Raw genomic sequence first — 14,278 nt, forward strand, 5'->3', positions numbered from 1 at the left:
TCCCAGATTTTCAGGGTATGATCATAGGATGCCGAAATCGCCGTGAGGCCGTCGGGTGCGATCGCCACTGCTGTTACCGAGGAACTATGACCCGTGAGAGTCCGCAGCGAACCTTCTAGCGGTCGCTCTAAATTAGCCTTCACAGGCCGCAACCAAGGAGAATCTTTTGACTCCTTTGCTTGTGCCAGCATCGCCTGAATCTGGGGCATTTCAAAATCCAAAAACCTCCCCAACAACTGCCCTACGAGTTGCGTTTTATCCTTCTCCAAAAGGTGCGCCGACTTGCGAATTGCCCCTTGAATCAATCTCAGAGTTTGACTTTGCTCCTCCGACAGCAACACATCAGAAATTCTCGCCAAATTGTAGTCATCAATTAGCGCTTGCACCCCCAAAAAATCCAGTTTCATCTCAATAAAACCGAAATCCGTCAACCAAGCGCAATAACGGTCAACCTTCCCCCGTTTCGCAAATCTCTTCGGTTGGTATTTCAACAGCAAATCTCGATCTTCCTGACACTGCTGCGCCAACCACACACCTAAATCGCTCATAGTGGCGCTCCTCCTGTAGAACTATCGCTAATGTCATCGTTAATGTCATCCAGTGTTATTCCCGCCGACTGCACAGTTTCATCCGCTTCGAGAAACTGCCTAAAAATGTTGTGATAGATAGTGTATCGAGTTTCCTTCCCTACTTTCTCATGTCGCAAAAACGAATTCCATTTTCCGAGAACCTGCTGTACTTTTATCACATTTTTCTCACGGGCAGATTTAGCCAACCAGCGACCAGAAACTGCTTCCTCTGCTTGCGACAGGAAATAGATAATCCTAACCTTCAATTCCAGCAGAGGATCGTCTTCCCTGCCTATCATCTGTGCCCAGTGTTTTTGATAATATTCCTCCAAACCCGCGGGCAAATCATTTAAATTCACATCATTGTACGTGCCGCCTTCAATCTCATCAAGTACGTGGCGGAGATAGATAAACTTCTTTTCGCTTTTTTCAGCTACCGCCGTCACAAACTGTTCCCGCTGCAAATTTCTATCCTTAATCCAATCCTGAATTAACTGGCTTCTATCCGTGCGTTTTGCCAGAAAAGCCTTGACATCTTCGAGACTTTCTGCATCGTACTTCATCAAATCAAAAACAGTCTTATTAGCTGTCGAAATTTGCAAAGATTCCGGCCGCTTGGAAACAATAAAATAAACGTTATCATGCAAAAGATTAGGCAAATGCAAAACATTGCTGCCACTATTTTGCAAGCTCAAATCAACTTCATCCAGCGCATCGATAATAAAAATTATTTTTTTGTTCGTGCTAGACTTAGCGCTAACTTCCTTCAGCAACTCGTCTAGAAAGCTGTTATTGTCGAGGGCATTTGCCGGCAGTCGCGGATACTTGTCTTTAAGACCAAAACCTTCAATCAACTGAATGTAAGCATTTTCCAAAAAAGTTTTAGCGCTGACAATCCCGTCCGGTTGCGAGTTGAAATGAGTAATGCAGCGGCGCTTCAACAGCACGACACAAGCAGCCATAATCGCGCTTTTCCCAACACCCGGTTCCGCTTCTAAAACAAAATAGCCATTCCGTTTTGTCCTCAGAAACTCGTTAATTGCTTCAAACACAAATTTCCGACCAGTAAAGTCTTTAATTCTGTCCTGAATAATCGTCTCAGACTTGAAAGAAATCGGCAAACCGGGTGCAGTAGGATCGATATATCTTTGCAGCAAAGCCCGAATCTGCGCCAAGTCGTCGCGGATGCCAATTTCCATCGCGCCCAATTTTGCCATCACTTGACAAATATCTTCGCGAGTCGCCACCGCCTCCAACTTGTCGAGAATCTCCCGATTTTGCAGCCCCAACTCCTTGAGATCCGCCAAAGCAATTTGGTGCAAATTCAACAGCATCGCCGCAAACTTTTCTCCTCCCTGCGCCGCATCTCGTTTCAGCACTTCGCGGTACGCCTGCGGGAATGTTTCGTAGAGTCTTTGCGCCACAAAATCCACGATTTCGGCATCAAAAGTTTTCCCCTCGCTGCGGGCGAATTCCCTGATGAATCTTGCCCAATCTGCCGGTGTCAATCCCGTAACTCGATCGAACTCCGCAGCATCCGCCGAAAAAATCAGAGTCAGTTGCTCTTCGGAAATATTTAAACTCCTTGACAAATCTGCCCCTTGTGTGTTAATATTCTGCCAATATTCAGGAGTCTTGTCGGCTAATTTATCTAAATCCTGTTCTGGATAGGGCCAATTTTTCGTTTCGGCGATCGCAATTAACTCATCCGACTTCGCCACATCCTTGAGAATATAGCCGATCGCCTCACCAGCCGCCTTAATCAAATCGTGATTATCAAGAATATTCGGATTTTTTGCCAACTTTTCGGCCATCCGATTCCCCAAATCATTAGCCGCAATATTCCCCGCGATACCGCCCGCGATCGTTGCTAAAATAGCAATGCCCCCAACGACGGGATTAGCCATCGCACCCAATGCTGCTGTCACACCCGGATTGGCGATCGCGCTAGCAATCATTGGCGCAACACCCATCACCGCACTGCATCCAATAACCCTAACTTTAGTATTAGCTAAATCAACTAACGACATACTTTAAATATTCCCCGCACTTTGCAATAGTTTAGCGCGGCAAGATAATTAAATACAAGGTTAATTAAGCAAATCAACAACACGGCAAATTCGGACACGGCAGTGCCGTTTCCCTACCCCAAAATCATCGGTAGGGACACGGCACTGCCGTCTCCTCTTATAGGTAGGTTCATATCACCATCGCGAGATTAATTGTAGGGACACGGCACTGCCGTCTCCTCTTATGGCTGGGATCATCTCACCATCGCGAGATTAATTGTAGGGACACGGCACTGCCGTCTCCTCTTATGGCTGGGTATCCCACCCAAAAAATACAATGCCCCCGCCAAAAAAACACAATCCGCCCGCCACCCTACAAAATCGGATTTGTAAACTTTTCTATCAAGCCGATCGCACAGCTTGTATTTAACGGATAATGTCTGTTTATTTATTTTTGTCCCCCAGCGATCGCCCTCAAACATATTTACTTTTCTTTACAAACCAGCAACCAAAACACAGCGCGGGAAACAATAATTTCGTTACAGACTTTAAATGCGTCGCGCGATCGACTAAAGTAAAAAAAATGGCTTTATCCGTTTATTTATCGCAAAGGAAACAAAGCTCATGGTTCAACGCGGTTCGACAGTTCGGATTCTCCGCAAAGAATCCTACTGGTATCAAGAAGTGGGCACCGTTGCTACGGTAGACCAAAGCGGCATTAAATACCCAGTTATCGTTCGCTTTAACGCCGTAAATTATGCAGGCGTCAACACCAACAACTTCGCCCAAAGCGAATTAGTGGAAGTGGCAGCACCCAAAGCCAAAGCCAAAACAGCAACTCCAGTCGCTTCCGGCGGCAAGCAAACCACCCTCGACGAGAAAACCCGCAAAACCGGCAGCGGAGCAACCCCCCAGCAGCCGAAAACTGACGCCGACAGCAAGCCCGGTGCCGAAGCTCCCGGAACCGTCGAAGGTTCGCCCAATCAAGGAACAGAACAGCGCTAATTGTGCCGGAACTGCCAGAAGTTGAAACTATTTGCCGGGGTTTGAATCAACTTACCCTCGATCGCGAAATTTTGGGCGGAGACGTGCTGTTAAATAGCTCGATCGCCCGCTCAATCTCTGCGACCGATTTTTTGACAAAACTCAAAGGAAAGTCGATCGAACGGTGGTACAGGCGTGGCAAATACCTTCTGGCAGAACTATCCCAATTGACAGAAGCAGAAAGGAAGACGGACAAAGTTGGGAATTTTCCAACTCAAAATCCCAGTTCTTCCCTTCTGCCTTCAAAAGCCGGCTGGTTGGGCGTTCACCTGCGGATGACTGGACAATTGCTGTGGGTAAACGAATCCGAACCCGTGCCAAAACACACGCGAGTGCGGCTATATTTTGAGGGAAACCAAGAACTGCGCTTTGTGGATCAGCGCACCTTCGGGCAAATGTGGTACGTGCCCGCAGAAACAGAAGTGGACAGCACAGTCACCGGCCTGAAACTCCTAGGCCCGGAACCGTTTTCAGACGAATTTACCACAGAATATTTAGCCCGCAAGCTGCACCGACGGGCGCGACCAATTAAAACAGCATTGCTAGACCAGTCACTGGTAGCGGGTTTGGGCAATATTTATGCAGATGAAACTTTGTTTTTGTCGGGAGTAATGCCGACAACTCTGTGCGCGGATTTGACCGCAGAGCAAATCGATCGCATCCATTCAGCTATCATTCAAGTTCTACAAAAGGCGATCGCCTCCGGCGGCACCACATTTAGCAATTTTCTCAACGTCCAAGGCGTGAATGGCAACTACGGCGGCGTTGCTTGGGTGTACAATCGCGCTGGTCAACCCTGCCGCACTTGCTCTACAACCATCGAAAAGATAAAATTAGCAGGGCGATCGACTCATTACTGCCCCGCGTGTCAGAAATAACTTCTCACTCTCTTTGTCTGCGGAGGCAGACTTCGTTTGTGTAGTCGCGGTTTCAACCGCCGAGTCTATCTTGAGTCTGCGGAGGCAGACTTCGCTTGTGTAGTCGCGGTTTCAACCGCCGACTCAATCAACCGCCGACTCAATCAACCGCCGACTCAATCAACCGCCGACTCTTCCGACTCTTCAGTCTGCGGAGGCAGACTTCGCTTGTGTAGTCGCGGTTTCAACCGCCGACTCAATCAACCGCCGACTCAATCAACCCCCGACTCAATCAACCCCCGACTCTTTTAACTGGTATTAAAGCCAAATCAGCATTAAAATTTATATACTTTTATAAACAAAACAGAGCAACCTATGGCAATCAAAAAAGGCAGTATAGTCCGCGCAATTCGCGAAAAACTGGAAAACAGCCTAGAAGCCCAAGCCAGCGATCCGCGCTTTTCCTCCTATCTATTTGAAACAAAAGGCGAAGTGATGGATGTTCGCGGCGAGTACGCCTTCGTCAAATTCGGCAAAGTCCCCACCCCGAATATTTGGCTGCGGGTAGACCAACTCGAAGATTTTAAGTAACTCATCGAAACTAAACATCACGGTTCTTAATCTCAAGTAGGGTGCGCACCGCGCACCTTCCCGAATTAAGCTCATTCCTAAAACCTAACATCTAAGATCTAACATCTAAAATCGAATGAATTCCCCCTCAAATTATCCATCAACCCGCGTCTCAATTATCGGTGCCGGCAAAGTCGGTAGCACCTTAGCCCAACGAATTTCCGAGAAAAATTTAGCAGATGTAGTATTGCTAGATATTGTCGAAGGTTGGCCGCAAGGCGTTGCTTTGGACTTGATGCAAGCCCGGGGAGTCGAACGCCACGATCGCCAAATTATCGGTACAAACCATTATACAGATACAGCTAACTCAAATATCATCGTAATTGCCGCCGGCATCCCACGCAAACCCGGTATCAATCGGGAAGATTTAATTAAAATCAATGCTGCAATTGTCACCGAAGCTGCAAAAAGCGCGATCGCCCATTCCCCCGAAGCAATCTTAATCGTCGTCACAAATCCCCTAGATATTATGACTTATCTAGCATGGGAAGCTACGGGTTTACCAAAACACCGAGTTATGGGTATGGCGGGAATTCTCGACTCATCCCGCTTTCAAACTTTTATTGCTATGGAATTGGGCGTTTCAATCGCCGAAGTCAATGCAACTGTCCTCGGTTCCCACGGCGATTTGATGGTTCCCTTGCCGCGATATTCCACTGTCAACGGCATTCCCATCGCTCAACTTATGGATGCTGGGGCGATCGATCGCATTGTACAACGCACACGCCACGGCGGCGCAGAAATTGTCGGATTGATGAAGACTGGTAGTGCTTATTTTGCACCCGCATCTTCTACCTGTTTGATGGTGGAATCTATTTTATTAAATCAATCGCGACTCTTGCCTTGCTCAGTTTATTTGGATGGTCAATATGGCGTACAAGATATCTTTTTAGGAGTTCCCTGTCGCTTGGGATATCACGGCGTTGAACAGGTAGTCGAACTTGAACTCAGCGATACCGAAAAAGCAGCTTTAATTGAATCTGGTAAAGTGGTTTCCAAAAATATTGAGGAAGCAAAGGCGATACTAAAAACTGCTGCAACTAAGTAATCGCGAGTCAACGGAAACTACAAAAAAATCACGGCTATCGTAAAATCGGGCGGTTTCAACCGCCATCTTATCTATATTAAAATTATCTGCGTTCATTTGCGTCGATCTGCCTTACATCTGCGGTTCACCGATCGATCAAAGATTTATAGAATTCAAATCTAGTATATTTTAATAATTTCAATAAATAACAGCGACCGCCTAAAATAATTAGAGTGCCCAGAAAGCTATCTCAAAGATCGAATCAGCCCAAAAACTATATAAAAGTGAATTTATGACTAATAAATCGAGAATTAGCGAAAACTAGAGAAAAAGCCGATCGCTCAATTTAGACAAAATTTAATAGAGGCGCTCCCAACAGGATATTCGATCGCAAAGCCGAGGAAACCATAGATCGAGTTTTCGGTAATAATAAAAAAGTGACAATTGCAACCGCAGGCGATCGCAAAAAATGTCACGATTAGTCAAGACTCTGGGCGCACTCCCGCCATGAAACCGGGTTTCTCGTTTCCAGTTTCCCAGCTTCCCGGACTCAATTACGTTAAGAAACCGGGTTTATGCGTAAGTTGGGCGAGTACAATTCTCAATTATTGACAATTGATGACGCAGCCAATCACCGATCGCCCGTTTTTACCGTAAATATACTGAGTCAAGATACTCGATTGACCTCCAAATCTAGAAAAAATACGGATATGCAGGACGAGTAGCTGCTAAGTGCTAGCAGAAGCAGCAGAATTTGTCCTTTGCCTTGTTGATTTACCAGGCTCGACTTGCAGAGCGCTATGGGGATGCTATGTACCTCGATACCAAATCGCAAAATAACTAAACAAATAACATTATGTTTCATGAATACCTGTATCAAGAAGTAAGCAATCTGCGCGAAAAGCTAGCTCGCCTAGAAAGAGAAACCCAGTCTCAAACCTGGTTCAAAAAGCTGCAAGCGCTGATGGGAGTAATTGGCAAAATTCGGGAATCCCTAGACTTAGACACAATATTCAAAATCACAGCCACCGAAGTCCGGCAACTCCTAAATGCCGATCGAGTCGCCGTCTACCGCTTTCTCCCCGAGTCCGATTGGAACGAGGGCGAAGTAGTCTCCGAAGACGTGCTGCCCCAATACAGCCCATCTTTGGGCGCAAAAGTTCACGACTACTGCTTCGGCGAACAATTTGCAGCCAACTACGCCAAAGGATACGTTCAAGCTGTCAGCGACATCTACAAAGCCCGGTTGAGCGGCTGCCACCTCAAAATCCTCAAGCGATTTCAAATCAGAGCAAACTTAGTTGTACCCCTGCTGCAAGGGCAACATTTGTGGGGATTGCTGTGCATTCACCAGTGCGGCGAACCCCGCGATTGGCAGGAAGACGAAATCGAATTTGCTAAACAAGTAGGAGAACACCTAGCAGTCGCAATTTATCAGGCCGAATTGCACTTGCAAACCCAGAGGCAAATAGCAGAAATCGAATCGGCGCAGCAGAAACTCCGCGACAGCGAGCAAAAATATCACCAAATTCTCGATTCGATCGGCGATATGGTATTAGTCAAAGGCCCGCAATCGAAAATCGTCTGGGCAAATCAAGCATTCCGCGACTACTACGGCATGACTGAAGAGGAACTTCAAGGCATGGTAGACGCACCTTTCGCCGATCCCGATAATACTCTCCAGTACATCAAAAATGACGCCTTCGTATTTGAGACCGGACAGACTCTGCAAATTTCCGAAGAACCGGCGACGCGCTACGACGGAGAAGTGCGGCTGTGGAGCACAGTCAAAACACCCATCCGCAATCAAGACGGCTTGGTCACAATGACTGTCGGCGTCTCCCGCGACATGACAGAACGCAAAGCAGCAGAAGAAGCCGTCAAAGCCAGCGAAACCAAATACCGCAGCCTGGTAGAAACCTCTCAAGACATGATTTGGTCGGTCGATGCGATCGGCCGCTACACCTTCGTCAACCCAGCAGTTAAATACATCTACGGTTACGAACCAGAAGAAATGATCGGTAGGCCCTTCTCCGACTTTGTGACACCAGAACAAAGCCGGAAAGATTTAGCAGTTTTCGCCCGCCTGCTTACCGGAGAATCAGTTTTTCAGTACGAGACCACCCAAATCGCTAAAGACGGCAGCATGAAACATTTGATGTTCAATGCGATCGCCCTGTACGATGAAACCGGAAACGCGATCGGCACCACCGGTACAGCCACCGACATTACCGATCGCAAGCGCGCAGAAGCAGCCTTACAACACGCCAACGCCGAACTAGAAAGCAGAGTAGAACAACGCACCGCCGAACTGCGCCAGACTTTTGCCGCCCTGGGTGCCAGCGAAGCCAAGTTCCGGACGATCGCAGCTACCATCCCCGGAGCTCTGTTTCAATTTTGCAGCAGCCAGGGAGTGTGGAGAGTTGACTACATGAGCGATGGCATCGAAGATATCACCGGCATCGCAGCAGCAGACATAATGCGAGACATCACCTCCTTCATTTCCCGTATCCATCCCGAAGACTTGGAAAGCTACATTGCTTCGGTGAACGAAGCCGTCGAAAATATCGACCTGTGGCACTACGAAGGGCGGTTAGTCAAGCCCGACGGCGAGATTCGCTGGTGGCAGGGCGACTCCATGCCCACCCGCAGCGAAACCGGCGAAATCGTATTTTCCGGCGTCGCGCTCGACATTACCGATCGCAAAGTTGCCGAAACCGCCATCCGCGACAGCCAGCGGCAGCTCAAAGAAGCCCAGAGACTCGCCCACGTCGGCAATTGGGAATTCGACCCAGCTACCGGAACCACCACTTGGTCGGAAGAACTCTTCCGCATTTTCGGGCTCGAACCTGCCGCCTTTGCGCCCACCCTAGCCGAACAAATCGCTCTGATCCATCCAGAAGATTTGGAATTGTGGCGGACCCAAGTACAGCGGGGACTCGAAGCAGGCACTCCCTTTGATTTTGACTTCCGCATTTGCCGTCCCGACGGCACGGTGCGGCACCTCAACGCCTTGGGCCGCGCCGAAACCGATGCCAGCGGCAAGGTAGTAAAATTGTTCGGCACGGCGATCGACATTACCGATCGCAAAGCCGCCGAAGCAGCCCTGCGGCAAGCAGCAGCCGAGTTGGAAGACAGAGTGAGCGATCGTACCGCCGAACTTTCCCAAGCAGTCACTCAGTTAGAACAAGAAATTGGCGATCGTAAACAAGCCGAAGCAGCCGTACAAGTTTCCGAGCAAAACCTCCGAACCATCTTTAACAATGTCTACGACGCTATCTTCATTCAAGACTTAGAAGGTAACATTCTTGATGTCAACGATCGAATGTTAGAAATGTACGGAGTTAGTCGGGAACAAGCAATTAAATTATCAATTACAAAGGACTATTCAAGCGATGAAAATCCTATTCAACTAATGAGAGAACTTTGGGAAAAAGTATTATCAGGCGAAAGCACCCGTATCGAATGGAAATCTAGGCGACCCAATGATCGTTCCACCTTTGATGCAGAAATTGCTGTGTCCAGAATTCATCTCAACGGCAATCTCAGCGTCATTGCCAATGTGCGAGATATTAGCGATCGAAAAAAAGCAGAAGCAGAACTACAACGCACTCAACAATTTATGGAATCCGTGCTCAACACCATACCCGTAGGAGTAGTTGCCAAGGATGCCCAAGAACTGCGATTTGTACTGTGGAATCCCGTAGCCGAAGAGTTGCTCGGTTTCAGTGCAGAACAAGTTATGGACAAAAATGATTACGACTTGTTCCCGACAGAACAAGCTGATATTTTTACTGCCAAAGACAGGGAAGTGCTCAACAGCGGGCAAATTGTAGAAATCGACGAAGAAGATGTTCAAACCGGCCAAGGAGAATCGCGGATATTTCACACCAAGAAAACATCCATACTCGGTGCTGACGGCACTCCGCAATATCTTTTAGCTGTCACCGAAGATATTACCGATCGCAAACTATCAGAAATTGCCTTGAGGCGCTCGTCAGCCCAACTCAAGCAACAAGCCGATCGAGAAAAATTGCTCAACAACCTCACTACTCAAATCCGCAATTCCCTCGACTTCGACAGCATCGTTACAGTCGCAGTTCAAGAAATTCGCGCTTTTATGCAGATCGATTGCTGCAATTTTGCCTGGTACCGCGACGACGGAGACCAGCCATACTGGGAAATTATTAAAGAATCTCGCCGGGCCCAACTTCCCGATTTAACAGGTCGCTATCAAGCTTCCGATTTCGGTCTGATTGGACAACAAATCTTGCAGATGGAAATGCTGCGGGTGGATGATGTCGAAACAGTCGCCGATCCTGTCTGGAAACAAACCGTTAGAGCAATGGGCTACCAATCGCTATTAATCATTCCCATGCAGGCACTTTCCGGGGTAGTGAGTGCAGTTAGCTGCTGCAACAGCCGTTCTGTGAGGCCCTGGACTGATAGCGAAGTCGAATTGTTGCAAGGGATTACAGTTCAATTGGCGATCGCCCTCAATCAAGCCGATCTTTACGCCCAAACTCGCAATAAAGCTCGGGAATTAGAGCAAACCTTAGAGCAATTAACCAGCGCTCAATCGCAGTTAATTCAAAGCGAAAAAATGTCATCTCTCGGTCAACTCGTGGCAGGAGTCGCCCACGAAATCAACAACCCAGTTAACTTTATTTACGGCAATCTCAGCCACGCCAACGACTATACTCAAGACTTGCTGCACCTGATCGAACTTTACCAAAACCACTATCCCGATCCCGTCCCGGAAATTCTAGAGGAAGTAGAAGCAATTGAACTCGACTTTTTGATGGACGACTTGCCGAAACTGCTTACCTCGATGAAAGTCGGTGCAGACAGAATTCAGCAAATCGTGGCATCTCTGCGCACCTTCTCCCGCATGGACGAAGCAGAAATGAAAGCAGTCAACATCCACGACGGCATAGATAGCACTCTGATGATTTTGCAGCACCGGTTCAAAGCAAAACACAATTCTCCCGAAATTGAGGTGATTAAAAAATACGGTCAATTGCCGTTAGTAGAATGTTATGCCGGACAGCTAAATCAAGTATTTATGAATGTCTTGAGCAATGCTTTAGATGCTTTGGAAGAAAGAGACTCGCGACTTTCTGCCGACCAAATGCGGCAAAATCCTAGTATCATCTCCATCAAAACTGAAATGCCCCAACCCGATCTAGTGCTGATTCGGATTTCTGACAATGGGCCGGGAATGACAGAGAGTATCTGCAATCAACTTTTTAACCCATTTTTTACCACTAAACCTGTGGGAAAAGGCACTGGGATGGGCTTGTCAATTAGCTATCAAATTGTTACAGACAGACACAACGGCTCGCTGAAATGCACTTCATCGCCGGGAAATGGTGCAGAATTTGCGATCGAGATTCCGCTCAAAGCTAATTGCTATAACAGTTGACAGTTGACAGTTGACAGTTGACAGTTGACAGTTGACAGTTACATATAGCCTTTCTCAGAAAGATGAGGTACTATCCGACATAGGGCATAGGGCATAGGGCATAGGGCATAGGGCATAGGGCATAGGGCATACCTCACCACGCTTGAGAACCGCTATAGTACGAGAATCAAACCGTTTATGTTATAGCAACCGCCACATCGGTGAGGACATAAATAACTTCATGAATAGAGCCGATACCCGTACGGAATCAATGGTTTGATTCGGGTTATGCAACTGTCAACTGTCCACTGTCAACTGTCCACTGCTATAAGTAGCTGGACATAAACAAATATAATAATGTCCGAAGAGAGGAACGAAGCAATCGCAGGGTTTTGGGATTACTTGGTTGTCTCTTCGGACACGAAATATATATGTCGATCTACTTAAAAGGCTACTAGGATCTATTCATGACATTATTTATTGTTGTCGGTCTCTTCGGACATGATATAATTGGCGATCGAATTCGCTTTTCCGGCGATTTGTGATGCGGCGACAGAATCAAGCCTGTGCACTTTCACTATCTAGCATCTTCATCTGAGGTTCGCCGTAGCGTGTTCCAGCGATCGCAGATGCAGAAATCACTGCTTCAATCTGAGTCAAGTCTTCCGAGGATAAATTCACCTCAACGGCTGCCAAAGATTCCGACAATTGAGTTCGTTTGCGAGCACCAATTACTGGTACAATGTTATTGCTTTTGGCAAGTACCCAAGCAATCGCAATTTGGGTCGGGCTAACTTTTTTCTCGGCAGCGATTTGCTTGAGTTGTTCAACTAAACGCTGGTTCAGAACCATGTTTTCCCCGCTGAATCGGGGCAAGAAGGCACGGAAATCATTGGGTGCAGTGGGGATGGAACCGCTCAGCAATCCCCGCGAGAGCACGCCATAGGCTGTCACTCCGATGCCAAGTTCTTCAAGCACTGGAAAAATTTCAGTTTCAGGGCCGCGGCTAATCAGGGAATACTCGATTTGAAGGTCACAGATGGGATGAACTGCATGGGCGCGGCGAATTGTGTCTGCACCCACCTCCGACAGTCCGATATGGCGCACGTAGCCAGCTTTTACTAAATCGGCGATCGCGCCAATGGTATCCTCGATCGGCACATTGGGATCGAGTCGCGCCATGCGGTAGATATCGATATGCTCGACTCCCAGGCGATTCAGGCTGTAAGAAGCAAAGTTTTTCACCGATGCGGGTCGCCCATCTACACCAATCCATCCGCCATCAGGCGATCGCAAAGCACCGAACTTGACAGACAGCATAGCGCGATCGCGACGGTCTTTGAGCGCCCGACCAATCAGCATCTCGTTCTGTCCGCATCCATAAAAGTCACCCGTATCCAATAACGTCATACCGCGATCGATCGCAGCATGGATCGTAGCAATACTTTCATCATCATCCGATGAACCGTACATCCCAGACATTCCCATACATCCGAGCGCTAACGGGAAAACTGTTGGGCCTGTGGAGCCGAGTTGACGGGGTTGGATGGTATTTGCAGCAGTCATTGTTTTTTGGTTGAGTATTTTGCGTTTGCTAGTATCGAATTCTTCACAATTAGTAAGGGTTAGCAGTGGGGCGGACAATTATCTCGCTGAGATGGAGATCGTCGGGTTGCGCGATCGCAAATGTAATTGTATTTGCGATCGCCACAAGCAGGAATACAAAGTTTTCTCAATCCTTTTATTCCTATTCTGGCATTTTCACCGCCGCTCCTACCTCGAACTAAGGAATGAAAATTTAATAACTGTTGCTTATTGCTTGTTACCAGGCAGAGCCTGGTAACGCAGATCCGGAGGAAGAGCCTCCTTTTAGCTCGCAGCTTACAGGAGAGAGGACTGTAGGAGGTGTTTAAGTTATTAAATTTTCGATCCTAAGAGGGTTTACCTAAGAAGTCCATTTTACCCAGCTCTACACCGTTATGGCGGAGAATGTCATAGGCAGTAGTGACATGAAAATAGACATTGGGAAGAATGAAAAAAAGCAGATAGGGCATCCCCTTAAAACTCATGGATTCTTTTCCCATGGGTAAGACAATTTCCTTCTCCTCCGAGCCATCGATTTGAGCGGCAGTAAGCGTATTGAGATAAGCAATCGTATTATGAACGCGAGCGATTAGTTCGGCAAAAGTAGTTTCATCATCTGCCATCGCAGGCGCATCTAATCCTGCCAATCTTGCAACACCCCTGCGTGCAATGTCAGAAGCGATTTGAACTTGCTTGCTCAACGGGAGCATATCTGGATACAGGCGACTACCGATCAGCACAGGTTCGATCTTTTTGGCTTCGGCGTGAGCAGCACCTTTTTCCAGAATGACTGCTAGATTATTCAGCGATCGAATCAGCGATGGTACTGAGGCTTGATACATAGAAATAGTCATCAGTATTTTTTCCTAAGATCGCGTCATCACTAATCTTATCTCACAACACGGGGTCGGCTCGATCCCTAATAGGTGCTAGCGGTGGGGCGGACAATTATTTCGCTGACATCGACCTGATCAGGTTGCTCAATCGCAAATACGATCGATCGCGCGATCGCATCCGCCGGAATACAGATTCTTCTGAATTCTTTCATCCCCATTCTGGCATTTTCATCACTGATGCTATCAGCTAATTCCGATTCCGTGACTCCCGGAGAAATCACCGTCACCCGAATATCACCGCCGACTTCTTGTCTCAAT

At 47.6% G+C, this 14,278-nt stretch carries 9 protein-coding genes and 1 pseudogene; 5 read left to right on the plus strand and 5 right to left on the minus strand.

Features of this window, described 5'->3' with window-relative positions; translation table 11 throughout:
• Together QUB68_RS23600 and QUB68_RS23605 are read right to left on the minus strand one after the other, a co-directional pair.
• Window positions 1-548: pseudogene (locus QUB68_RS23600) on the minus strand (WD40 repeat domain-containing protein); the annotation flags it as partial.
• A complete protein-coding gene (locus QUB68_RS23605) occupies window positions 545-2,599 on the minus strand; it encodes an ATP-binding protein (RefSeq protein ID WP_332997007.1) in 2,055 nt (684 codons plus the stop codon). The gene QUB68_RS23605 and the pseudogene QUB68_RS23600, both read right to left, overlap by 4 nt.
• 603 nt (window positions 2,600-3,202) lie before the next feature.
• On the opposite strand from QUB68_RS23605, the gene QUB68_RS23610 reads away from it, so the two are divergent.
• The 5 genes from QUB68_RS23610 (at window position 3,203) to QUB68_RS23630 (ending at window position 11,561) form a co-directional block, all read left to right on the plus strand.
• Window positions 3,203-3,583, plus strand: a complete 381-nt coding sequence (locus QUB68_RS23610) for a photosystem I reaction center subunit IV (RefSeq protein WP_332997008.1) — start codon at window positions 3,203-3,205, stop codon at window positions 3,581-3,583.
• A gap of 2 nt (window positions 3,584-3,585) precedes the next feature.
• Window positions 3,586-4,500: a DNA-formamidopyrimidine glycosylase gene (locus QUB68_RS23615; RefSeq protein WP_332997009.1), complete on the plus strand. Its 915-nt coding sequence runs from the start codon at window positions 3,586-3,588 to the stop codon at window positions 4,498-4,500.
• A 354-nt stretch (window positions 4,501-4,854) separates the two neighbouring features.
• On the plus strand, window positions 4,855-5,070 hold the full coding sequence (locus QUB68_RS23620) for an NAD(P)H-quinone oxidoreductase subunit O (RefSeq protein WP_332997011.1): 216 nt from the start codon (window positions 4,855-4,857) through the stop codon (window positions 5,068-5,070).
• Window positions 5,071-5,185: 115 nt separating this feature from the next.
• The gene (mdh, locus tag QUB68_RS23625; RefSeq protein ID WP_332997013.1) at window positions 5,186-6,157 is read left to right on the plus strand and encodes a malate dehydrogenase; all 972 of its coding nucleotides are present in this window, start codon (window positions 5,186-5,188) and stop codon (window positions 6,155-6,157) included.
• Window positions 6,158-6,992: 835 nt separating this feature from the next.
• Window positions 6,993-11,561 carry a PAS domain S-box protein gene (locus tag QUB68_RS23630; protein ID WP_332997015.1) on the plus strand — a complete coding sequence of 1,523 codons (4,569 nt, stop codon included), beginning with the start codon at window positions 6,993-6,995 and terminating at the stop codon, window positions 11,559-11,561.
• 537 nt (window positions 11,562-12,098) lie between these two features.
• Here the strand turns inward: QUB68_RS23630 and QUB68_RS23635 are convergent.
• From QUB68_RS23635 to QUB68_RS23645, 3 genes are all read right to left on the minus strand, one after another.
• Entirely contained in the window at window positions 12,099-13,106 is a 1,008-nt protein-coding gene (locus tag QUB68_RS23635; protein WP_332997017.1) for an aldo/keto reductase, read from the minus strand.
• A gap of 365 nt (window positions 13,107-13,471) precedes the next feature.
• Window positions 13,472-13,978 carry a DUF1993 domain-containing protein gene (locus QUB68_RS23640; RefSeq protein WP_332997019.1) on the minus strand — a complete coding sequence of 169 codons (507 nt, stop codon included), beginning with the start codon at window positions 13,976-13,978 and terminating at the stop codon, window positions 13,472-13,474.
• 65 nt (window positions 13,979-14,043) lie between these two features.
• Entirely contained in the window at window positions 14,044-14,277 is a 234-nt protein-coding gene (locus QUB68_RS23645; RefSeq protein WP_332997021.1) for an SDR family oxidoreductase, read from the minus strand.
• Window position 14,278: the final 1 nt, after the last annotated feature.

It is taken from the genome of Microcoleus sp. A006_D1 (assembly GCF_036702805.1).
In the GTDB taxonomy this organism is placed as follows: Bacteria; Cyanobacteriota; Cyanobacteriia; order Cyanobacteriales; family Microcoleaceae; genus Microcoleus.

What these genes read in the sequence shown, in the direction of transcription:
- QUB68_RS23605 (WP_332997007.1), bottom strand. Translation starts at nt 2,599, where the DNA reads ATGTCGTTAGTTGATTTAGCTAATACTAAAGTTAGGGTTATTGGATGC.
- QUB68_RS23610 (WP_332997008.1), top strand. Translation starts at nt 3,203, where the DNA reads ATGGTTCAACGCGGTTCGACAGTTCGGATTCTCCGCAAAGAATCCTAC.
- QUB68_RS23620 (WP_332997011.1), top strand. Translation starts at nt 4,855, where the DNA reads ATGGCAATCAAAAAAGGCAGTATAGTCCGCGCAATTCGCGAAAAACTG.
- mdh (WP_332997013.1), top strand. Translation starts at nt 5,186, where the DNA reads ATGAATTCCCCCTCAAATTATCCATCAACCCGCGTCTCAATTATCGGT.
- QUB68_RS23630 (WP_332997015.1), top strand. Translation starts at nt 6,993, where the DNA reads ATGTTTCATGAATACCTGTATCAAGAAGTAAGCAATCTGCGCGAAAAG.
- QUB68_RS23635 (WP_332997017.1), bottom strand. Translation starts at nt 13,106, where the DNA reads ATGACTGCTGCAAATACCATCCAACCCCGTCAACTCGGCTCCACAGGC.
- QUB68_RS23640 (WP_332997019.1), bottom strand. Translation starts at nt 13,978, where the DNA reads ATGACTATTTCTATGTATCAAGCCTCAGTACCATCGCTGATTCGATCG.